Source organism: Pontimicrobium sp. IMCC45349 (assembly GCF_047219225.1).
Taxonomy (GTDB): Bacteria; Bacteroidota; Bacteroidia; order Flavobacteriales; family Flavobacteriaceae; genus IMCC45349.
In genome coordinates this window covers 2397933-2420774 of the sequence record NZ_CP178208.1, presented here as the reverse complement: position 1 = coordinate 2420774, position 22842 = coordinate 2397933, and the positions used below count along the sequence as shown (strand labels likewise).

Below are 22842 nucleotides of genomic sequence, written 5' to 3'. Positions count from 1 at the left end.
AACCAATAGAAATGATTAAAAAGTATCTTATTTTAATGATGCTTTTGTGCTTTGTTTCAATACATGCGCAAGAGTATTTCCCAAAAAATGATGGCGTAAAATCAGAAAACACAAATTACACAGCATTTACTAATGCTAAGATTTACGTAACGCCAACTCAAATTATTGACCAAGGCACATTACTTATTCAAAACGGAAAAGTAATTGCAACCGGAACATCTGTTAACATTCCTTCGAATGCTGTAATTATTGATGTTGCAGGAAAAAGTATCTATCCATCGTTTATTGATTTATATTCTGGATTTGGAGTAGAAAAACCTCAACGCGCAAGTAGAGGACGATCACCTCAGTACAATCCTTCAAGAGAAGGTTTTTACTGGAACGACCACGTAATGCCGGAGCAAAATGCTATAGACCATTTTAAGTTTGATGCTAAAGCGGCTAACAGCTTAAGAAAAGCTGGTTTTGGTGTTGTAAACACACACATGCAAGATGGTATTGTGAGAGGGACTGGAATACTAGTAGCTTTAGCTTCTAAAGGAGGCGATGCAGAACGTGTTTTATCTGATAGATCTGCTCAATATTTATCTTTTAGAAAAAGTGTAAAATCTAGACAATCCTACCCTTCTTCAATTATGGGAGGAATGGCGTTATTACGTCAATTATATTATGATGCTGATTGGTATGCAAAAGGTAACTCAAAAACTAAAGACCGCTCTATTGAAGCCTTAAACGCTAATAAAAACCTTACACAAATTGTACACGCAGGAAGTAGAGCAAATGCCTTACGTGCTGACAAAGTTGGTGACGAATTTGGAATTCAGTATGTTATTGTTGGTGGTGGTGATGAATACGAACGTATAAATGATATCAAAGCGACTAATGCAACATATATTATTCCACTTGATTTCCCAAATGCATATGATGTAGAAAACACATTTTTAGCAAACTCTTTGGAGTTAGAAGCTATGAGGGAATGGAACCAAATGCCATCTAATCCAAAAGTTCTTGCAGAAAATGGAGTAAAATTTGCATTTACAACTCATGAGTTAAAATCACCTGAAAAACTAAAAGCTAATATTATTAAAGCAATAAAATATGGCTTAGATAAAACAAAAGCTTTAGAAGCTTTAACTACAGTTCCTGCTCAAATATTAGGTCAAGAAAACAAAATAGGTTCTTTAAAAAATGGTAGCTATGCTAACTTTTTAATTACATCTGGTGAGATTTTTAAAAAAAACACTACTGTTTATGAGAACTGGATTAATGGTCATAAAAATGTTTTAGAAGACATGAATACTAAAGACATTAGAGGCGATTACACTTTTAATGTAAATGGAGAAGCATACAAACTAAAAATATCTGGTAGTATTACTAAACCAAAATCTAAGTTAACTACAGAAAACACTGAATTAAGCTCAAAACTATCTTATAGTGATGATTGGCTATACTTAACTTACACATCAAAAGATACTACAAAACAAGAGTTTGTTAGAGTTACATCAAAAATAACAAGCAATGATAACTTAAATGGAAAAGTGGTATTACCTAATGGTAATGAAAGTACATTTTTTGCTCAAAAAGAAGTTACTGAAGCTAAAGATGATTCAGCCAAAGCAAAACCAAATAACGCAACTAAAGAAACTGTTCCTGTAACCTATCCAAATGGCGCTTATGGATTTACTGAATTACCTAAACAAGAAACATTATTATTTAAAAATGCAACGGTTTGGACTAATGAAGCAGATGGTATTTTAGAAAATACAGATGTTTTAATAAAGGATGGAAAAATTGCGAAGATTGGAGTAAATCTAAAGTCTAACAATGCAAAAGTCATTGACGCCACTGGCAAACACATCACAGCTGGAATTATTGACGAACATTCACATATTGCAGCTTCGAGCATAAATGAAGGCGGACAAAACTCATCAGCAGAAGTAAGTATTACAGATGTAGTTGATCCAGAAGATATTGATATCTATAGAAATTTAGCTGGAGGTGTAACTTCTATCCAAATTTTACATGGATCTGCAAATCCTATTGGTGGACGCTCAGCAATTATAAAATTAAAATGGGGAGAATCTGCGGATAATCTAATTTACAACAACTCACCTAAGTTTATAAAATTTGCTTTAGGTGAAAATGTAAAACAATCTAATTGGGAAAGCTATAATAGATTTCCTCAAACTAGAATGGGAGTTGAACAATTATATGTTGACTATTTTACAAGAGCAAAAGAATACGATGCTTTAAAGAAAAGTGGCAAGCCTTATAGAAAAGATATTGAAATGGAAGTTTTAGCTGAAATTTTAAATAAAGAACGCTTTATTAGCTGTCACTCTTATGTACAAAGCGAAATTAATATGTTAATGAAAGTTGCCGAAAAATTCAACTTCAATATCAACACCTTTACACATATTTTAGAAGGTTATAAAGTAGCCGATAAAATGAAAGCTCATGGTGTTGGAGGTTCTACTTTTAGTGATTGGTGGGCTTACAAATACGAAGTAAATGATGCTATTCCATACAATGCATCAATATTACAAAGTGTAGGCGTAACAACTGCTATTAATAGTGATGATGCTGAAATGTCAAGAAGACTTAACCAAGAAGCGGCTAAGGCCGTAAAATATGGAGGTACTTCTGAAGAAGAAGCGTGGAAAATGGTAACACTAAATCCTGCAAAATTATTACACTTAGACCAACGTGTTGGAAGCCTAAAAGTAGGTAAAGATGCAGATGTTGTTTTATGGAGTGACCATCCAATGTCTGTATATGCCATTGCAGAAAAAACAATAATAGAAGGAGCTACTTACTTTGATATTGATAGAGATAAAGAAATGCGTGAAGCTATTAAAAAAGAACGTAGTGAATTAATTGCTCAAATGCTAAAAGCTAAAAATAAAGGCATGAAAACGCAACCAGTAAAGAAAAAAGATAAACAACACTTACACTGTGATTCACTTTAAAAAACAGAAACTATGAAATATTTCAAATACATATATACAATTTTATTAGCTGTCTGTTCTTTAACATTTGTAAATGCACAACAGACACCTGCTAGTGAGCAAACTGAAACAATTACCATTGTTGGTGCCACTGCACATATTGGCAATGGCGAAGTCATAAACAATAGTATTATTGTTTTAGAAAATGGAAAAATAACTGGATGCTACAATGGAGATGTCGTTAAAATGGCAATGAAAGGAAAAATAATTCAAGCACAAGGAAAACATGTATATCCTGGTTTTATTGCTGCTAACACCTCTTTAGGATTAGTAGAAGTAAATGCCGTTAGAGCATCTAACGATCAAGATGAAATTGGAGAAATGATTCCACACATAAGAAGTATTATTGCTTATAATGCAGAATCTAAAGTTGTAGAATCAATGCGTCCAAATGGTATACTTATCGCTCAAGTATCTCCAAATGGTGGACGAATTTCAGGAACTTCTTCAATCATGCAATTAGATGCTTGGAATTGGGAAGATGCAAGTATTAAAACTGATGATGGTATACACTTAAATTGGCCAAGTAGCTTTACAAGAGGACGTTGGTGGTTAGGAGAAGACCCAAGCTTAAAACCTAATAAGAACTACCCAAAACAAGTTGGAGAAATTGAAAATTTCATCAACGAAAGTAAAGCACATTTAAAAGGTAATAAATCTAAAGCCAATTTACCTTACGAAGCTATGAAAGGTTTATATGATGGTAGCCAAAAACTATATATTCATGTAAACGATCAAAAGGGAATTACAGATGCCGTTACTTTTGCAAAACATAATAATATTGCTCAAATAGTTATAGTTGGTGGCTACGAAGCACACCTTGTTACTGACTTATTAAAACAACACAATGTACCAGTTTTAATTAATCATACACATAGTTTACCTCGTTCTGACGATCATGATTACGACTTGCCATTTAAAAACCCTAAACTTTTAATGGATGCAGGTATTTTAGTTGGAATTCATAGTGGAAGTACTTCTAATTTTCAAGCTAGGAACTTACCTTTCTATGCTGGACAAGTAGTTTCTCATGGTATTAACAAAGAAGATGCTTTAAAACTAATCACTTCTAACACAGCAAAAATATTAGGAATTGATGCTAATGTAGGAACCTTAGAAGAAGGTAAAGATGCTACTCTATTTATTAGTGAAGGAGATGCATTAGATATGCGAACAAACAATTTATCTTACGCTTTTATTAATGGTAGAGAAATTAGTTTAGAAACTCACCAAACTAAACTTTGGAAACGCTACTCTGAAAAATACAAATCAGAATAAAGACAAAAAAGCGAGCTATAAAGCTCGCTTTTTTTATTCTATAATGTTTGCCTCTTTTGGCCTCATAAATTCACTAGCATCCGTTTCTTCTTCACTTAAAGAATTATTTTGAAATACTACCGAACTACGCTTAGTTGTAATTTTCCCATTTTCATAGTTGTACCATTCAATGTTTGTTGGCAATAACAAACCTTTGGTTTGTTCCCAATCTGTATATCGTATATAATTAAACTTTTTACTCTTCTCCTTAGAAAAATAGGTTACTGTATAACCTAACCAAGCCATTTTATTCGTCTCAGAATCGTAATACAAAACATATTCATCATCTGGAGACTCGCCTACTCCTGCATTATAAGCTATCTTAATTCCTGGGTACATTTTTCCCTCAAACTGTAAAGCTTCTGTTTCAGTATACGTAATTCCATCATCTCCTAACACAAAAGGCATTGCATAAAAATAAAACATCAAATTATAATAAAACTTAGCATTTCCCTTATAACTAATAGTATCTAAGTTTTGCAGCCATACATCTTTTCCGTCAAAACCAATGGTATGTTTTGGCATTGTTATTAAAGACTTTCTTGATTTTAAATCGGTTAACGTAGTTTCGTCTCCATTATCATTTGGCATCGTAAACTCTAAAGATTTCATTTTATTCCATTGGTCAATTCCTCCATGAGCTTCAAAAATTTTAGAAATATTTTCTGGGTATTGTTTTTCTAAAACTTCTACAGAAACATCTTTAATTTCATTTGTTTTGGGTTGCTCTTTACAAGATATAAGTAGTGCAAAAAAGAATAGTAATACAGTTATTTTTTTCATTTTATTGGTTTTTAGTTGAAAGCTTTGTCGATTGCTTAAATAATTAATTACATTAATTATCTATTTTTGCCTTAACTATGGCAAAACAAATTACCAGTTTACAAAACCCCTTTATTAAGCAAGTAATACAGCTTAAAGAAAAATCCAGAACCAGAAAAAAAACTGGTTTGTTTGTTATTGAAGGCAAACGCGAATTATCATTAGCAATTAAAGGAAGTTATGATATTGAAACTTTGTTTTATTATCCAGATTTATTTTCTGAAAGTGAAGCAAGAGCATTAAATCATTATAAAATTGATACTATAAAAGTTTCTAAAGAAGTCTATCAAAAAATAGCCTATAGAGACACTACTGAAGGTATAGTTGCCATTGCAAAAACTAAAGATTTAGCTATTGAAAATATTAACTTCAACACTAAAACTCCATTAATTTTAGTAGCTGAAGCTCCAGAAAAACCTGGTAACATTGGTGCTCTATTGCGTACTGCTGATGCAGCTAATGTGGATGCTGTACTTATAGCAAATCCTAAAACTGATATGTACAATCCCAACATCATTAGATCTAGTGTTGGTTGTGTATTTACTAATCAAATTGCTTCTGGAAGTACTTCAGATATTATTGCTTTTTTAAAAGAAAAAAAGATAAATATTTTCTGTGCTGCACTACAAGCATCAACAGACTACCACACTCAAGATTTCACACAAGCCTCTGCTATTGTAGTTGGCACTGAAGCTACTGGACTTAGTGATGAATGGACCAATAATTCCACTCAAAATATCATTATACCTATGCAAGGAGAAATAGACTCCATGAATGTTTCAGTAGCAGCAGGTATATTAACTTTTGAAGCCAAAAGACAACGTAATTTCAAATAATGACTCCTACCATATTATTTTATATTTTAATAAGCATCATCATTTTAAATTTTATCATTGATAAAGCTTTAGACCTATTAAACGCTAAACACTTTAATGATAAACTTCCTATTGAACTACAAGATTTATATGATGATGAAGCTTATAAAAAATCACAATCGTACAAAGCTTTAAATCAAAAATTCTCTAATATCACTTCTTTATTTTCTTTAATAGTGACCTTGCTATTTTTTGGACTTGATGGCTTTAAATATGTAGATGATTTTGCAAGAACATTTAGCGACAACTCTATAATTGTTGCACTTATCTTTTTTGGTATCATCATGTTTGCGAGTGATATTATAACTTTACCATTTTCATACTACAAAACCTTTGTAATCGAAGAAAAGTTTGGATTTAACAAAACCACTAAATCAACGTTTATTCTGGATAAATTAAAAGGTTGGTTAATGATGATAATTATTGGAGGTGGTTTATTAGCACTTATAGTATGGTTTTACGAAGCTACTCAAAGTAAATTTTGGTTATACACGTGGGCTTTAGTAACCGTATTCTCTATTTTCATGAATATGTTTTACGCACGTTTAATAGTACCTTTATTCAACAAACAAACACCTTTAGAAGAAGGTGAACTTAGAGATAAGATATCTCAATATGCAAGCTCTGTTGGTTTTAACTTAAGCAACATATTTGTTATAGATGGTTCTAAAAGAAGTACTAAAGCAAATGCATATTTTTCAGGCTTTGGCAGAGAAAAACGTATTACTTTATACGACACCTTAATTAATGATTTAGAAGAAGAAGAAATAGTAGCTGTACTTGCTCATGAAGTTGGTCATTATAAAAAAAATCACATCATATTTAATTTAACTAGTTCCATCCTACTTACAGGATTAACGCTTTTTATATTATCATTACTAATTTCTAACCCAATGCTTTCAGAAGCGCTTGCTGTAGAAACTCCGAGTTTCCATATTGGTTTAGTTGCTTTTGGATTACTTTACAGCCCTATTAGTGAAACTACAGGTTTAATAATGAATTACATCTCTCGAAAATTTGAATACCAAGCCGATGATTATGCAAAAACAACTTATGCTGGTGAACCATTAATATCTTCATTAAAAAAACTATCTAAAAATAGTCTAAGTAATTTAACACCTCATCCAGCGTATGTATTTGTACATTATTCACACCCTACACTACTTGAACGTATTAAAAACTTAAGAAAATAAGCCCTACTTATTACTTATAAATTAAATAGCAAAACGCATTGCTCATTAATATACTTTTGTTATTTTTAATTTATGACAGATGTAGAGATAGAAAAAGAAAATGCAGCCATTGCAAAAGAGTACAAAGAACTTTTAAAAATTAGTTATCGCACTTTATCTAAAGAAGATAAAAAACTAATAAGAAAAGCTTTTGATGTTGCTGTTGATGCACATAAAGATCAACGCAGAAAATCTGGTGAAGCATATATATTTCACCCAATTGCTGTTGCCAAAATTGTAGCAGCCGAAATTGGACTAGATGCTACCTCCATTGCTGCTGCATTACTTCATGATGTAGTCGAAGACTGTCCTCGCTATACAATTGATGATATACAACAACTTTTTGGAGAAACCGTAGCTAGAATTGTAGATGGGCTTACTAAAATCTCCTCTCTAAAAAAGGACACTAACGTTTCCTTACAAGCAGAGAATTTTAGAAAAATGCTCCTTACATTAAATGATGATGTTCGTGTAATCATTATTAAGATTGCCGATAGACTACATAATATGCAAACAATGGGTTCTATGCGACCTGATAAACAGGTGAAAATAGCATCAGAAACCTTATATATATATGCACCTTTAGCGCATAGAATTGGGCTTTACAATATTAAAACCGAACTTGAAGATTTAGGATTAAAGTATACCGAACCAGATGTATACAACGACATCTTAAGTAAAATACAAGATAGCAAAGAAGAACAAGACGCATATATAAAAGAAATAAGCGATGTTTTAAAATCTTCATTAAATAAAGAAGGCTTAAACTATGACATTAAAGGTCGTCCAAAATCCATTTTCTCTATTAGAAGAAAAATGGTTAAACAAGGTGTATCTTTTGATGAGGTTTACGATAAGTTTGCAGTTAGAATTATTTATAAATCGGACTTTGAGAATGAGAAATTCATAGCTTGGAAAATTTATTCAATTGTTACCGACCATTTTAGACCTAACCCAATTCGATTACGAGATTGGATATCATCTCCTAAGTCCACAGGTTATGAAGCCCTACATATTACTGTAATGGGTCCTAAGGGACGTTGGGTAGAAGTGCAAATTCGTAGTGAACGTATGAACGAAATTGCTGAAAAAGGATATGCTGCTCACTATAAATACAAGCAAGGAAAAGAAACCAAAGATGACAACCTCGATTCTTGGATAAGCAAACTACAAGAAGCTCTAGAAAACCCTGAAGCAAATGCTGTTGATTTTGTAGAGCAATTTAAACTCAACTTATATTCCAAAGAAATTTTTGTTTTTACACCTAAAGGAGATTTAAAATCTTTACCTAAAGGTGCAACACCTCTTGATTTTGCTTTTAGTATTCATACAGAAGTTGGCATGAAAACTAGAGGTGCTAAAGTAAATGGAAAACTGGTTCCTTTAAGTCATGAATTACAAAGTGGTGACCAAGTAGATATTTTAACTTCTGAAAGTGCTAAGCCTAACTCAAACTGGTTAGACTATGCAACCACTGCTAGAGCAAAAAGCAAAATAAAATCTTCATTAAGAGAAGAAAAGAAACAAATTGCCGAAGAAGGGAAAGAAGTTTTACGTCGAAAACTTAAGCAACTAAAAATAAACTTAAATGAAAACTCTATAAACGAACTTGTTAACCATTTTAAACTAAAAACAAGTTTAGATTTATTTTATAGAATAGGTGTTGGATCTATTGACAACACCATGCTTAAAGAATATGCAGCATCTAGAAGTAATGCTCTTGTAAGTTTCTTCAAAAATAGAATTACTCGAAAACCAAGTATTCCAAAAGAAGAAATAGATAAAGATGAAATTACTTCTAAGTATGATATGTTGGTTTTTGGTAAAGAAGAGGAAAAACTAAACTACAAATTATCTAACTGTTGTAATCCAATTCCTGGAGATAAAGTTTTTGGCTTCTTAACTATTAATGAAGGTATTAAAATTCATAAAAAAAACTGTCCTAATGCATTGAGTCTACAATCTAATTATGCATATAGAATTATTCAAGCAAAATGGATAGATTCATCCCAACAAGAATTTACTGCTGTTATCAAAATGACTGGAATTGACAACATAGGACTTGTTAACGATGTTACAAAAGTTATCTCTGAAAACATGCACGTTAATATTAAAAATTTAAGTTTCGATACTGATAGTGGAGTGTTTTCAGGTAAAATAACAGTAGTTGTAAAAAACAATAATCTTGTTAAAAAACTAATGGACAGAATCAAAAAAATAAATGGTATAGAAAAAGTATCTAGAGTTTAAAAATTAGTTTAAATTTGCATTGATTTTATGAGTACTAACACCGAAAATAAAAACCAAGACATTGTAAAAAATGTCTTTACAAAGTTTCTAGAAGAAAATGGTCATCGTAAAACACCAGAGCGTTACGCTATTCTTCAAGAAATCTACGATAGTGAAGAACATTTTGATATAGAATCTCTTTATATCAATATGAAAAACAAAAACTATCGTGTATCTCGTGCTACACTTTATAATACGATTGAGTTACTTTTAGAATGCTCATTAGTAAGAAAGCATCAGTTTGGGCAAAGTCAAGCGCATTACGAAAAATCTTATTTCGACAAGCAGCACGATCATGTTATTTTAACAGATACAGGTGAAGTAATTGAATTTTGTGACCCTAGAATTCAAAGTATCAAAAAAACAATCGAAGAAGTTTTTGATATAAATATTCATAACCATTCACTCTACTTTTACGGAACAAAAAAACAAGACAAAAACAACTAACTAAATTACATAATGGCAGTAGATTTACTACTTGGATTACAATGGGGAGACGAAGGCAAAGGGAAAATTGTAGACGTTCTTACCTCTAACTACAATATTATTGCACGATTTCAAGGTGGACCAAATGCAGGACACACACTTGTATTCAACGGAATGAAGCATGTATTACACACAATTCCTTCAGGAATTTTTCATGATGACGCTACAAATCTTGTTGGAAATGGTGTAGTAATTGACCCTGTAATTTTCAAGAAAGAGCTTGAAAAACTTGACGAACAAAATGTAGATTACAAAAGCAATCTAACTATTTCAAGAAAAGCACATTTAATATTACCAACTCATAGGTTATTAGATGCTGCTAGTGAAACTGCTAAAGGAAAAGCTAAAATTGGATCAACTCTAAAAGGTATTGGACCAACTTATATGGATAAGACTGGTAGAAACGGAATTAGAGTTGGAGATTTAGAATTAGACAATTGGAAAGAAAAGTATCGTTCTCTTGCAGATAAGCATGAAGCTATGATAGATTTCTACAATGTAGACATACAGTATAATTTAGACGAATTAGAAGTTGAGTTCTTTGAAGCTGTAAAAACTTTAAAAGAATTACAATTCATCGATTCTGAAGAATATATGTTCCAAGCAATGAAAAATGGAAAATCAATCTTAGCTGAAGGTGCTCAAGGTTCACTTTTAGATATAGATTTTGGAACATATCCATTTGTAACATCATCTAACACAACTGCTGCTGGTGCTTGTACTGGTTTAGGAGTCGCTCCTAATAAAATCGGAGAGGTATTTGGTATTTTTAAAGCCTATACTACAAGAGTAGGTTCTGGTCCTTTCCCAACTGAACTATTTGATGAAGATGGTGAAACAATGGGACGTGTTGGACATGAATTTGGAGCAACAACTGGTCGTCGTCGTAGATGTGGTTGGTTAGATTTAGTGGCTTTAAAATACGCTTGTCAAGTAAATGGTGTTACGCAATTAATGATGATGAAAGCCGATGTACTTTCTGGATTTAAATCGTTAAAAGTGTGTACAGCATACAAATACAAAGGAGAGGTTATAGAGCATTTACCTTATAATATAGAAGCAGAAAATGTAACACCTATTTATACCGAAGTTAAAGGTTGGAAAGAAGACTTAACGCAAATGGAAGATGCTTCGCAAATGCCTAAAGAGCTTAATGATTATATTGATTTCTTAGAAAAAGAATTAGAAACACCAATCAAAATAGTATCTGTAGGTCCAGACCGTAAGCAAACTATTTTTAGATAAAAACAATATACTTTATTACAAATCTGCCTTACCAAAAGTTTGGCAGATTTTTTGTTTTAAAACCTATCATGTTTATATTTCACAAATATTTCATAACGTATAATTAATCAAGTTTATAATCGTTATTTTTGCAACAAATACAATCATTTTGAAGATTAAATCCATCTATCTTTTCTTACTGTTTACAGTAGTGCTTTCAACCAACTTTTTAAATGCGCAACAAAGACGTAGAATAGAAATTCCGTACTCTGGTTTTATGGTAATCAATGAGGATAATCCAGATGCTACTGTTTTAACACGTGACGATTCACAACAAGTACATATTAAACATGAAGGTGTAGATATGTGGTGTGACGAAGCTGTTTACTATGCTAAACAAGATTTTATTGAAGCCTATGGAAATGTAATCATAAAGCAAGGAGACACTATCAACATGGTTGCTAAATATGTTGAGTATAGCGGTAAAACACAATTAGCATTTGCTAGTGGTGATGTAGTTTTAAAAGAGCCTTCTTCTACTCTAACAACAGACACTTTATTTTTTGACAGGATAAAACAACAAGCTTATTATAAAACTAAAGGAAAAGTAGTAAGAGATTCTTCAGGTACTATCACTAGCCAAATTGGACGTTATTATATGAATAATAAAAAGTATCAATTTGTAAATAATGTAAAGTTGATAAATCCTGATTATGTGATTGATTCAGATAGGTTAGACTTTTATTCTATTTCTGGTCATGCTTATATGTATGGACCAACAACCATTACTGGAGATGCTAGTAAAATTTATTGTGAACGTGGTTTTTATGACACAAATAATGACACAGGTTATTTTGTAAAAAAATCCAGAATAGATTATGACGATCGTGTTTTTGAAGGAGATAGTATGTACTTTGATAGAAATAGAAGTTTTGCTTCTGCCACAAATAATATAAAAGTAACAGACACCACAAATAATGCAATTATTAAAGGACATTATGCTGAAGTTTTTAGAGATAAAGATTCCGTTTTTATCACTAAACGTGCTTTAGCAATTACTGTTCAAGAAAACGACTCTATTTACATACATAGTGATACATTAATGGTAACTGGCAAACCAGATCACAGAATTACACGTGCGTTTTATAATGCAAAAATTTATAAATCAGATTTAAGCGGAAAAGCAGATTCAATACATGTTGACCATAAAAAAGGTTTAACCGAATTAATAAACTTAAAACGTTTTGATACCCAAGATGCATTTGCTACAAAACGTAATCCAATACTTTGGAATGTTGGCAACCAAATGACTGGAGATTCTATTCATTTAATATCCAATACAGAAACCGAAGAGTTAGATTCTCTAAAAGTATTCAAAAATGCATTTGTAATTAGTAAGGATACAATTGGTGAAGGCTACAATCAAATAAAAGGACAAAAACTCTATGGTTTGTTTACTAATAATGAATTAAGTACAATTGATATTATAAAAAATGCTGAAACTATTTATTATTTAAGAAATGAGAATAATGAATTGGTTGGTATTGACAAGGCTAAATCTGGAAAAATAAAAATCTGGATTTCAAATAATACAATTGATGAAGTACGTAAAATCAAACAAATTGATGGCTCAACTTATCCAGAAGATGAGTTTCCTAAAAATGGACGATTATTGCGTGGTTTTGATTGGAGAGACGACGAACGTCCAAAAAGTGTAGAGGATTTATTTAAAGATGATCCACCTTTAGAGCTTCCAATTATTAAAGGTTTAGGTGAATATATTCCTCAAGAAGAGTTTTTTGATGAAGAATTAATGCAACGTGTAGAAGATGCTAATAAAAATAATTTTAAATCATCAACAAACACAAACTCTAAAACCAACAATAATAAAAAGGAAGAAAATAAAGCTGCAAGAAAAATTCCTAAAAAAGTAACGCTAGACAAAAAGTTTAGTAATAGAAAGAAAGGCAATTAAAAAAGACTTTTTTACATATCAAGCTCAAACTACACCTCATCCATTAGCAATGGAAATTTCACATGCTGATGGAAGTTACATCTATGACACCAATAACAAAGCATATTTAGATTTTGTTGCAGGTGTTTCTGCTTGTAGTTTGGGACATAAACACCCTAAAGTTGTTGAAGCTATAAAATTACAGTTAGACAAGTATTTACACGTCATGGTTTATGGTGAATACATTCAAAAACCAGCTGTAGAACTCACTAAACTACTAGCATCTCAACTACCAAAAAAGTTAGAAAAAACGTATTTAACTAATTCAGGAACCGAAGCTATTGAAGGCGCGTTAAAATTAGCTCGTCGCTATACTGGACGCTCAGAAATTATTGCAGCAAACAAAGCTTATCATGGTAATACCATGGGATCCTTAAGTATTATGGGATTTGAAGAGCGTAAACAACCTTTCAGACCATTAATTCCTGACGTTAGATTTATTGACTTTAATAATGAAACTCAGCTCAAAAAGATAACTACAAAAACTGCAGCAGTTATTTTAGAAACCATTCAAGGAGGAGCAGGTTTTATAGAACCACAAAACAACTACCTTTTAAAAGTACAACAACGCTGTGAAGAAGTAGGTGCTCTTTTCATTTTAGACGAAATTCAACCAGGAATTGGTCGCACAGGAAAACTTTTTGGTTTCGAAAATTATAATTGTATTCCAGATATATTAGTGACCGGAAAAGGCTTAGGAGGTGGTTTGCCTATTGGAGCTTTTACTGCATCTCAAGAACTTATGGATTGTCTGTCAGACAATCCAAAACTAGGACACATTACTACATTTGGAGGTAATCCAGTAATCGCTTCGGCAGCTTTAGCTACCTTAAAAGAAGTAGTTTCGAGTAATTTAATGTCAGAAACTCTTGAAAAAGAAAAGTTAATAAAAGAACATTTACAACATCCTTTGATTCAAGAAATAAGAGGAAAAGGACTTATGTTAGCGGCTATTTTACCCTCACCAGAAATTACAAATGAAGTTGTTTTAAAGTGTCAAGACCAAGGTTTAATACTTTTTTGGCTTTTATTTGAACCTCGTGCTATCCGCATTACACCGCCTTTAACCATTAATAATGAAGAACTTATAAAAGGCTGTGCTATTATAAAAAATGTACTAAATAGCATTTCCATTTAAAATCTCCAAACCTAAAACTGTTAATTAATTTGTTGAAAACATTGTAGGTTTCCTAATCTTTAAAAAAGATAGAATACTAAATTTATTACTGTGAACTTTTAAAAATGCCTATGGAGTTTAGTCAATTTGACGACAACCAAAATTTATCCCTCACGAAGTTTGAGTCAATGTTAAAAACAAATAACATTTTGTTTTTTGACTCTAATGAATTTGAAAATATAATTCATCACTATCTTGAAGTAGGTAAAATTGCTTTAGCAAAAAAAGCTATTAAGTTAGGCTTAGATCAACATCCTGCATCTACTAATTTAAAATTATTTCAAGTTGAAGTTTTCATTTTCGAAAACAAACTAAACGAAGCAGATGTTCTCTTAAACGCCTTGTATGAAATAGAACCTACAAATGAGGAAATATACATACAAAAGGCTAACATATACTCTAAAAAAGACCAACACGAAGATGCTATAAGAGTTTTTAAACAAGCACTTGAAATAGCTAATGAGACTTCAGATATTTACTCTTTAATAGGAATGGAGTATTTATTCCTCGATAAATTTGAAGATGCAAAATCTAATTTTAAAAAGTGTTTAGAAATTGACTTAGAAGACTATTCTGCACTATATAATATCATTTATTGTTTCGACTTTTTAGAGCAAAACCAAGAAGCTATTGATTATCTTACTGTTTACCTTGATAAAAACCCTTATTGTGAAGTAGCATGGCATCAAATAGGAAAACAATATATAACTCAAAAAGCTTATAAAAAAGCACTTGCAGCGTTTGATTTCGCTATAATTTCTGATGATGTTTTTATTGGTGCATATTTAGAAAAAGGGAAAGTTTTAGAAAAACTTGAAGAATATCACGAAGCTATTGAAAACTATAAAATCACATTAGCTCTTGATGACCCAACTTCTTTTGCATTATTAAGAATTGGACATTGTTACGAAAAGCTTGGACAAGATGATTTAGCAGTACAACACTTCTATAAAACAGTTGAAGAAGATCCTTTATTAGATAAAGGATGGATAGCAATCACGAATTTTTATAACAAAAATAAAAACTACTCAAAAGCACTTTACTACATTAATAAAGCGATAAACATTGATGCTGAAAATGTAACTTACTGGAAATTGTATGCACAAATTAATGAGCGTTTAAATTTCTTGGAAGAGGCAGAAAGAGGTTACAAACGTACCTTAGAACTAGGTAATTACGAATTAAACACCTGGATATCTAGAGGTGATATATTGATTAAGTTAGGCGAAATTGAAGCCGCAAAATTAAACTTTGTACAAACTGCCGAATTTTACCCTGATAATGAAGAGGTTGAATATAGGTTAGCTGGTTTAAACTTTTTGTTAAACATCCCTGAAGAAGCTTATATAAATCTTAATAACGCCTTACATATTAATGTAGAGTATAATTTTATTATTGAGGAACTCTTCCCTTCAATATTTAATCGAAAATCAGTTCAAGAATTAATAACAAAATTCAAAAACGCTTCCAAGTAAAAATCCATACCTTTACGTCTACAATTAATTTTAATTTTTAATGCAAAGACGTTTTCTTGATTATTTTATAATCACATGTAAAGGATTAGCAATGGGAGCTGCTGATGTTGTCCCAGGTGTTTCTGGAGGTACCATAGCTTTTATTTCTGGTATTTATGAAGAGCTTATTACTTCACTTAATAATATCAATTTATCGCTTTTAGCCACTTTAAAAAAAGAAGGGTTTTCTAAAGCTTGGACTCAATTAAACGGTAACTTTTTACTTGCTCTATTTATTGGTATTGGTATTAGTGTATTATCATTAGCAAAAGCTTTAGAATGGTTATTAGAAAACCAACCTATACTCCTATGGTCTTTCTTTTTCGGTCTTGTTCTTGCCAGTATTTTGTTTGTAGGTAAACAAATAAAAAAATGGGGCATTGCTACAATTATTAGTTTAATTATTGGAGCTTTTGTAGCTTACTATATTACTACTATTCCAACATTAGACACTAATAACTCTGGCTGGTTTTTATTTCTTGCTGGTGCTTTGGCTATTTGCGCCATGATACTTCCAGGCATTTCTGGAGCATTTATTTTGGTTTTATTAGGCGCTTATGGTCCAGTTCTAGAAGCTTTAAATAACAGAGACTTTAAAACTATTTTAATTGTAGGTGCTGGTGCCATTGTTGGATTGCTTACATTTTCAAAATTATTAAAATGGTTATTTACTAAATACCATAACTTAACATTAGCCATCTTAACTGGTTTCATATTAGGTTCATTAAACAAAATTTGGCCTTGGAAAGAAGTAATCTCTACTCGTTTAAACTCAAAAGGTATAGAAGTTCCTTTTCAGGAAGATAGCATTTCTCCTTTCACATATAATGGAGATAACCTATTAGTATTAGCTATAATACTTATGATAATTGGCTTTTTAACAATTGTACTTCTAGAAAAATTTGGACCAAAAACAAACGACTAAACCAAAATGCAAAGTACCAGAACACTTAAAGATAGAATCTTCTTGGTCATTAAAGGACTAGGTATGGGAGCTGCTAATAAAGTTCCTGGTGTTTCTGGAGGTGTTGTAGCTTTTGTTGCTGGTTTTTACGAAGAGTTTATTTATTCTCTTCAAAAAGTAAATGGTAAAGCGTTTAAGTTATTGTTTAATGGTAGATTTAATAGCTTTTATCGTTACATAAATGGTCGCTTTTTAGCTTTACTTTTTCTAGGTATGATAGTTAGCTATTTTAGTGTTTCAAAAATATTGGACTACCTTATTGAGCATTATCAACTATATGTTTGGAGTGTGTTTTTTGGTATGATAATAGGCTCCATTTACTATATTAATAAAGATTTTAAAGAATGGAATTCAAGAACTATTACCTCACTAGTAATAGGTATTATCGTTGGGCTAGGAATTAGCTTTTTAGATCCTGCTAAAGAAAATGATAATCTTTGGTTTGTGTTTTTATGTGGTATGATTAGTGTTTCAGGAATGACGCTTCCTGGATTTTCTGGATCATTTATTTTAATTCTCTTAGGAAATTATGTATTGCTCTTAGTTGATTCGGTTAATGCTTTATATGATACAATTGTAGATATATTTTCTGGAGATTTTAGTTTCACCTCTAATCCAGAAAGAATTAGAATGTTAAAGGTTTTAAGCGTATTTACTTTAGGTTCTGTAGCAGGTTTAGTTACTCTTTCTCACTTATTAAACTACGTTTTAAAACATTTTAAAAATATTACTTTATCTGTTTTAATGGGTTTCATTATAGGTTCTTTAGGTGTAGTATGGCCTTGGAAAAAAACTATTTATAAACTAGATGAAGAAGGCAATATATTAATCGACTCAAGAGGCGAACAAATTATTGAAAATTACAAACGCTTTTTACCAGAAGTAAATCAAGAAACTATTATAGCAATAGCCTATGTTATTCTAGGTATTTTAATTGTTCTTGCATTAGAATGGTATGGACAAAAAACACGAAAAATTGATGTCTAAATTTGGCCTGATAGGAAAAAACATAGCTTACTCATTCTCTAGAGCCTATTTTAAAGAGAAATTCGCAAAAGAAAATTTACCTCATGAATATGTAAACTTTGATATTGCATCCATTGATGAATTTCAAAATATACTTAAAGAAAATAGCAATATTAATGGATTTAATGTTACTATTCCTTACAAAGAAACCATTATTCCTCATTTAGATAAACTAAATAAAAAGGCAAAACTAATTGGTGCTGTAAACACAATAAGAATAAACAAAAAAGGAAAACTAGTAGGTCATAATACAGATTATTATGGTTTTAAAAAATCCATAAAACCTTATTTAAAATCGCATCATAAAAAAGCCTTAATTCTTGGTACAGGTGGAGCTTCAAAAGCAATAGCTTTTGCACTAGATAGCTTAGAAATTGAATACGACTATGTCTCTAGAAATATTTCAAAAAAGTCTAATTACAACTATAACTCATTATCACAAAACACACTTAAAGAGTATCAAATAATAATAAACTCTACACCATTAGGAACCTTTCCTAATGTTAACGATTATCCAAAAATACCATATAACGCTATTACATCAGATCACCTATTATACGACTTAATTTACAACCCTTCTGAAACAAAATTTTTAAGTTTCGGTAAACAATTTGGTGCTCAAACTTGTAATGGATTAAAAATGTTAGAGTTACAAGCCGAAAAATCATGGCGCATATGGAATAAGTAATTATAACACTTATAAATAAGCCTTATACTTTGTAAATCTCTTGGTTAGTCTTATCTTTAAGCATTAAAGCAAAAAGCGAACCTAAACATTGAAAGATATGTCTGAGAAAGATAACCTGCAAGAAGCAGATGGAACAGTAAAAAATGAGACACCTCAAACTACAGAAGCTAATACTCAAAATGTAGAAGCAACTCAAGAAACAGAAGAGGTTGCTACAACTGAAACTCAACCACAAGAAGAAAGCAACAATAGTATTGAAGAAGCTCCAGCAGTCGAAAGTAAAAACGATGCTGTTGAAGAAATTGAAGCAGAAAATGCTGAAGATGCTGAAGATGAAAACAATGCAAAAAGACATGAGATTGAAGAAAAAGATTACCATGTCATGTCAATGGACAACCTTGTTGATGAACTTGAAGCATTAGTAAACAATGAAAAAGTTCAAACTATAAAATCACATGTAGATACTATTAAATCGGAATTCAGTTCTAAATTTAGCGCTCTTGTTGAAGAGAAAAAAGAAGCATTTTTAGCTGGAGGTGGAAATAGTATTGACTTTAGGTTTTCTAGTCCTTTAAAGACTCGCTTTAACGATATTTACAAGAAATATAGAGATCAAAAACAAGCTTATTATAAAAATCTAGAAAGAAGTTTAAAAGATAACTTAGACAACAGACTAGAAATAATTGAAGAGATTAAAGGTTTAATTAATGTAGAAGAAAATATAAATACTACATATAAACACTTTAAGGCACTTCAAGAACGTTGGAAAAATGCTGGTCCAATACCTCGTGATAGATACAATAATGTTTGGAATAACTACCACCATCATGTTGAAATTTTCTATGACTTTTTACACTTAAACAGAGATTTAAGAGACTTAGATTTCAAGCATAATTTAGAGCAAAAACAAAAAATTGTTGCTCGTGCTGAAGATTTAGCTAAAGACGATAATAGTAACAGAGCCTTTAGAGAATTACAAGCTTTACACAAGATTTGGAAAGAAGAATTAGGTCCAGTTGCTAAAGAGTTTAGAGATGAGATTTGGGAAAAGTTTAGTGCAGCTACCAAAGCCATTCACGATAAACGACAAGCTTATTTTGCCGATTTAGATAAAGTTTATGAAGACAACTTAGTTAAGAAAAATGAAATCATAGCTAAGATTGATGAAATAGCTTCAGAGCAGTTTAACAACCATTCGCTTTGGCAGAAAAAAATTAAAGAAATTGAAGCTTTAAGAGAGGCGTTCTTTAACGCTGGAAAAGTTCCAATTAAAGTAAACGAAGCTACTTGGGCAAGGTTTAAAGAATCAGTTAGAACTTTTAATAGAAATAAAAATGCATTCTATAAAAGTTTAAAAAAGGATCAATACGAAAACCTTCAAAAGAAGTTAGAGCTTATTAAAATTGCTGAAGAAAATAAAGACAATGATGACTTTGAGGTAACAACGCCATTGATGAAAAAAATCCAAAGTGATTGGAAAAAAATTGGCCATGTACCAAGAAAGGATAGTGACAAAATATGGAAGCAATTTAAAACAGCTTGTAATGCCTATTTTGACAAATTACACGAAAGTAAAAATGCAGCAAATAAAGAAGAAACTGAAGCTTTAGAACAAAAAACTGCATTACTAGAAAAAGTTAAAACTCTTGAAATTACTGATGATGTTAAAGCTGGCTTAGAAACAATAAAAGGTGCTATTAGTGAATGGAGAGCTTTAGGAAGAGTTCCTTATAACAAACGCTTTATTGAAGGTAAATTTAATAAACTAATTGACGGTTTATTTAATAAACTTGATATGAACAAATCTGAAGCTGAACTTTTAAAGTATGATAATAAACTTGAATCATTAGCAGATGACAAACGTTTACTTGATAATGAACACAATTTTATTAGAAAGAAAATTGGAGAAGTAAAAAGCGAAATAAACCAACTTGAAAACAACCTTCAGTTTTTCTCAAATGTAGATGAAAATAACCCTCTTGTAAAAGATGTTCATAAAAACATTGCTAAACACAAAAAGGATTTAGAAATCTGGAAAGATAAACTTAAAAAAGTAAAACAATTTTACTAAAAATTAAAAGCCCACTTGTTTTAACAAGTGGGCTTTTTACTAACTAACTAAACTAAATAAAAACTCTTTTATTATAGATTTAGTGTATATACGTTTAATAACTGTAGTTTGGATTTTTACAGTTACAGTTTTTTTGCTTCTTCCCTATTGGGCATTTGAAAAATCACAGATTTTCCAATTCCTTATTTTGGTAAACGCTTCGCTTCTTCCCAAAATACATCCATTTCAGAAAGGGACATATCACTTAGGTTTTTGCCTAAATCTTTTGCTTTAGCTTCAAGGTATTGAAAACGCTTTTTAAACTTTTTATTAGTTCTCTCTAAAGCATCTTCTGGATTTATCTTTAAAAATCTAGCATAATTAACCATAGAAAAAAGCACATCTCCAAACTCACTTTCCATAGCATCTTTATTTCCAGACTTCACTTCTTCTTTAAATTCTTGTAACTCCTCCTCTACCTTTTCCCAAACTTGATTAGGTGCTTCCCAATCAAATCCAACCCCAGCTACCTTATCTTGAATTCTACTAGCTTTTACTAATGCAGGCAAACTGTTTGGAACACCCTCAAGAACACTTTTTTTACCTTCCTTTAGTTTTAGTTTTTCCCAATTCTGTTTAACCTCTTCTTCATTAGCAACCTCAACATCTGCATATATATGAGGATGTCTATCAATTAGTTTATCACATATAGAATTTGCTACATCTGCAATATCAAAATCATTTGTTTCACTTCCAATTTTAGAATAGAATACAATATGGAGTAATAAATCTCCTAACTCTTTTTTAACCTCATTTAAATCATCATCTAAAATAGCATCACCTAATTCGTAAGTTTCCTCAATAGTTAAATGTCTTAACGAAGCCATTGTTTGCTTTTTATCCCAAGGACATTGCTCACGTAATTCGTTCATTATAGTTAGTAACCTATCAAATGCTTTTAATTGATCTGCTCTGGAATTCATACATTAAATTTTGGCTAAAAATACAACTATATACTTTTAAACACCTAATTTTCTAGCAAACCAATACATAGTTTTATAAACAAAAGGAAAAGGATCTAGCAAGTTATTCTTCACATCAGTTTGAAGGCTTAAAAACTTTGGATTAAATAATAACGAAGGTCTTTTTAATAGCCCTTTATATGATAAATACGATTTATGCTCATAATCTATAAATTCTATATTCTTCCCTAAAGCATTTTGAATTACCATATAAGGAAAGTTAATTCCAACTGATCTTGACGCATCAATAGAACCCCAAAACCTTGCATTAATTTCTAAAGGCTTATAATCATTGTCAACCTCATCATATCGTAAATCCACATGTGCGATACCAGACCAATCTAATGCTTTCATTATATCCTTAACTACTTTTAGTACCTTTTCATTCTCTAGGAAAACAACCCCAAATTGTTGTTTATATGGTGTACTTGCCTGCATATTTCCTTTTTGGATAGTATAAGTTAATACATCGCCATTAGAGCAAAGTACACTACAATCTATATCGTAGCCCTTAATATATTTTTGTACAAAAACACCTTTGCCTATATTATTAACATTAAAATAATTTTGAAGTTGGCCATAAGTTTCAAACCTTACAATACCATCTCCACCAGCTTCATCTAAAGGTTTTATTAACACAGGAAAACCAATACTTTCAGTTTTTGACGGCTCAGAAATATCTTTGATAAAAACAGAATTTGGCGCACAAATTTCTTTTTCAAAAAGAAAAGTATTTAGCTTTTTCTTGTTAATAGCAATGTCAAAAGCTTCAAGTTTAGGTAAAGCTATTATTTTAGCCTTGTTTAACTTAGATTTATTGACAATCCAAAACCTGTTTTCGACTTCAGCTATAGGTACTATAATATCTATATTAAGTTTTTCAACTTCATTATTTACTATTGAAAACCAATTATCATTAGATTTTTCAGAATAGAGTTTATAGTACTTAACATACTTTGATGCTTTTACTGGATTTCTCTTTTTTGAAGAAAGAACATGAATTTTTAAATTCTTATAAAACGAAAAACAATGTATCACCAATAAAGTGAAAGTACTTTCACCATCAGGAATTAAAATATTTATATGCTTTTTCATTTATGCATGAAAAATATACATATAAGCTAACAAGTTAAA

At 31.0% G+C, this 22842-nt stretch carries 17 protein-coding genes; 14 read left to right on the top strand and 3 right to left on the bottom strand.

Translation table 11 applies throughout. From position 1 onward, the window contains the following. The first annotated feature begins 11 nt into the window (after positions 1-11). Positions 12-2969, top strand: a complete 2958-nt coding sequence (locus ACLII3_RS11305; RefSeq protein ID WP_412984342.1) for an amidohydrolase family protein — start codon at positions 12-14, stop codon at positions 2967-2969. 12 nt (positions 2970-2981) lie between these two features. Continuing rightward, complete coding sequence (locus ACLII3_RS11300; protein ID WP_412984341.1) at positions 2982-4286, top strand: amidohydrolase family protein; 1305 nt, start codon at positions 2982-2984, stop codon at positions 4284-4286. Positions 4287-4319: 33 nt separating this feature from the next. Here the strand turns inward: ACLII3_RS11300 and ACLII3_RS11295 are convergent, their stop codons facing one another. Further along, entirely contained in the window at positions 4320-5108 is a 789-nt protein-coding gene (locus ACLII3_RS11295) for a hypothetical protein (protein WP_412984340.1), read from the bottom strand. Positions 5109-5185: 77 nt separating this feature from the next. Here ACLII3_RS11295 and ACLII3_RS11290 point away from each other — a divergent pair, with 77 nt between their 5' ends. The 12 genes from ACLII3_RS11290 (at position 5186) to ACLII3_RS11235 (ending at position 20707) form a co-directional block, all read left to right on the top strand. Further along, on the top strand, positions 5186-5983 hold the full coding sequence (locus tag ACLII3_RS11290) for a TrmH family RNA methyltransferase (RefSeq protein ID WP_412984339.1): 798 nt from the start codon (positions 5186-5188) through the stop codon (positions 5981-5983). Next, positions 5983-7215 (top strand): M48 family metallopeptidase, encoded by a 1233-nt coding sequence (locus ACLII3_RS11285; protein ID WP_412984338.1) that lies wholly within the window; start codon positions 5983-5985, stop codon positions 7213-7215. Before ACLII3_RS11290 ends, ACLII3_RS11285 begins: the two co-directional genes overlap by 1 nt. Positions 7216-7287: 72 nt before the next feature. After that, positions 7288-9504 (top strand): RelA/SpoT family protein, encoded by a 2217-nt coding sequence (locus ACLII3_RS11280; RefSeq protein ID WP_412984337.1) that lies wholly within the window; start codon positions 7288-7290, stop codon positions 9502-9504. A gap of 27 nt (positions 9505-9531) precedes the next feature. Further along, the gene (locus ACLII3_RS11275; protein ID WP_412984336.1) at positions 9532-9990 is read left to right on the top strand and encodes a Fur family transcriptional regulator; all 459 of its coding nucleotides are present in this window, start codon (positions 9532-9534) and stop codon (positions 9988-9990) included. A 12-nt stretch (positions 9991-10002) separates the two neighbouring features. After that, positions 10003-11274 (top strand): adenylosuccinate synthase, encoded by a 1272-nt coding sequence (locus ACLII3_RS11270; protein ID WP_412984335.1) that lies wholly within the window; start codon positions 10003-10005, stop codon positions 11272-11274. A 148-nt stretch (positions 11275-11422) separates the two neighbouring features. Further along, a complete protein-coding gene (locus tag ACLII3_RS11265; RefSeq protein WP_412984334.1) occupies positions 11423-13228 on the top strand; it encodes an OstA-like protein in 1806 nt (601 codons plus the stop codon). After that, positions 13224-14405: an aspartate aminotransferase family protein gene (locus tag ACLII3_RS11260; protein ID WP_412987914.1), complete on the top strand. Its 1182-nt coding sequence runs from the start codon at positions 13224-13226 to the stop codon at positions 14403-14405. Before ACLII3_RS11265 ends, ACLII3_RS11260 begins: the two co-directional genes overlap by 5 nt. A gap of 110 nt (positions 14406-14515) precedes the next feature. Beyond that, complete coding sequence (locus ACLII3_RS11255; protein WP_412984333.1) at positions 14516-15919, top strand: tetratricopeptide repeat protein; 1404 nt, start codon at positions 14516-14518, stop codon at positions 15917-15919. Positions 15920-15959: 40 nt separating this feature from the next. Next, positions 15960-16883 carry a DUF368 domain-containing protein gene (locus ACLII3_RS11250; RefSeq protein ID WP_412984332.1) on the top strand — a complete coding sequence of 308 codons (924 nt, stop codon included), beginning with the start codon at positions 15960-15962 and terminating at the stop codon, positions 16881-16883. A gap of 6 nt (positions 16884-16889) precedes the next feature. Beyond that, positions 16890-17909, top strand: a complete 1020-nt coding sequence (locus ACLII3_RS11245; protein ID WP_412984331.1) for a DUF368 domain-containing protein — start codon at positions 16890-16892, stop codon at positions 17907-17909. Next, complete coding sequence (locus ACLII3_RS11240) at positions 17902-18636, top strand: shikimate dehydrogenase family protein (protein ID WP_412984330.1); 735 nt, start codon at positions 17902-17904, stop codon at positions 18634-18636. The genes ACLII3_RS11245 and ACLII3_RS11240 overlap by 8 nt, the downstream gene beginning before the upstream one ends. A 97-nt stretch (positions 18637-18733) precedes the next feature. Next, positions 18734-20707 (top strand): DUF349 domain-containing protein, encoded by a 1974-nt coding sequence (locus tag ACLII3_RS11235; protein WP_412984329.1) that lies wholly within the window; start codon positions 18734-18736, stop codon positions 20705-20707. A gap of 182 nt (positions 20708-20889) precedes the next feature. Here the strand turns inward: ACLII3_RS11235 and mazG are convergent, their stop codons facing one another. Both mazG and ACLII3_RS11225 read right to left on the bottom strand, forming a co-directional pair. Then, on the bottom strand, positions 20890-21669 hold the full coding sequence (gene mazG, locus ACLII3_RS11230) for a nucleoside triphosphate pyrophosphohydrolase (RefSeq protein WP_412984328.1): 780 nt from the start codon (positions 21667-21669) through the stop codon (positions 20890-20892). A 36-nt stretch (positions 21670-21705) separates the two neighbouring features. Beyond that, positions 21706-22803 (bottom strand): ATP-grasp domain-containing protein, encoded by a 1098-nt coding sequence (locus ACLII3_RS11225; protein WP_412984327.1) that lies wholly within the window; start codon positions 22801-22803, stop codon positions 21706-21708. Positions 22804-22842 lie beyond the last annotated feature (39 nt).

Bases quoted from the DNA above. Each gene is read 5' to 3' on its own strand.
- ACLII3_RS11270 (WP_412984335.1), top strand. From the start codon at position 10,003: ATGGCAGTAGATTTACTACTTGGATTACAATGGGGAGACGAAGGCAAA.
- ACLII3_RS11255 (WP_412984333.1), top strand. From the start codon at position 14,516: ATGGAGTTTAGTCAATTTGACGACAACCAAAATTTATCCCTCACGAAG.
- ACLII3_RS11305 (WP_412984342.1), top strand. From the start codon at position 12: ATGATTAAAAAGTATCTTATTTTAATGATGCTTTTGTGCTTTGTTTCA.
- ACLII3_RS11245 (WP_412984331.1), top strand. From the start codon at position 16,890: ATGCAAAGTACCAGAACACTTAAAGATAGAATCTTCTTGGTCATTAAA.
- ACLII3_RS11290 (WP_412984339.1), top strand. From the start codon at position 5,186: ATGGCAAAACAAATTACCAGTTTACAAAACCCCTTTATTAAGCAAGTA.
- ACLII3_RS11235 (WP_412984329.1), top strand. From the start codon at position 18,734: ATGTCTGAGAAAGATAACCTGCAAGAAGCAGATGGAACAGTAAAAAAT.
- ACLII3_RS11300 (WP_412984341.1), top strand. From the start codon at position 2,982: ATGAAATATTTCAAATACATATATACAATTTTATTAGCTGTCTGTTCT.
- ACLII3_RS11275 (WP_412984336.1), top strand. From the start codon at position 9,532: ATGAGTACTAACACCGAAAATAAAAACCAAGACATTGTAAAAAATGTC.
- ACLII3_RS11225 (WP_412984327.1), bottom strand. From the start codon at position 22,803: ATGAAAAAGCATATAAATATTTTAATTCCTGATGGTGAAAGTACTTTC.
- ACLII3_RS11240 (WP_412984330.1), top strand. From the start codon at position 17,902: ATGTCTAAATTTGGCCTGATAGGAAAAAACATAGCTTACTCATTCTCT.
- mazG (WP_412984328.1), bottom strand. From the start codon at position 21,669: ATGAATTCCAGAGCAGATCAATTAAAAGCATTTGATAGGTTACTAACT.
- ACLII3_RS11285 (WP_412984338.1), top strand. From the start codon at position 5,983: ATGACTCCTACCATATTATTTTATATTTTAATAAGCATCATCATTTTA.
- ACLII3_RS11295 (WP_412984340.1), bottom strand. From the start codon at position 5,108: ATGAAAAAAATAACTGTATTACTATTCTTTTTTGCACTACTTATATCT.
- ACLII3_RS11280 (WP_412984337.1), top strand. From the start codon at position 7,288: ATGACAGATGTAGAGATAGAAAAAGAAAATGCAGCCATTGCAAAAGAG.
- ACLII3_RS11250 (WP_412984332.1), top strand. From the start codon at position 15,960: ATGCAAAGACGTTTTCTTGATTATTTTATAATCACATGTAAAGGATTA.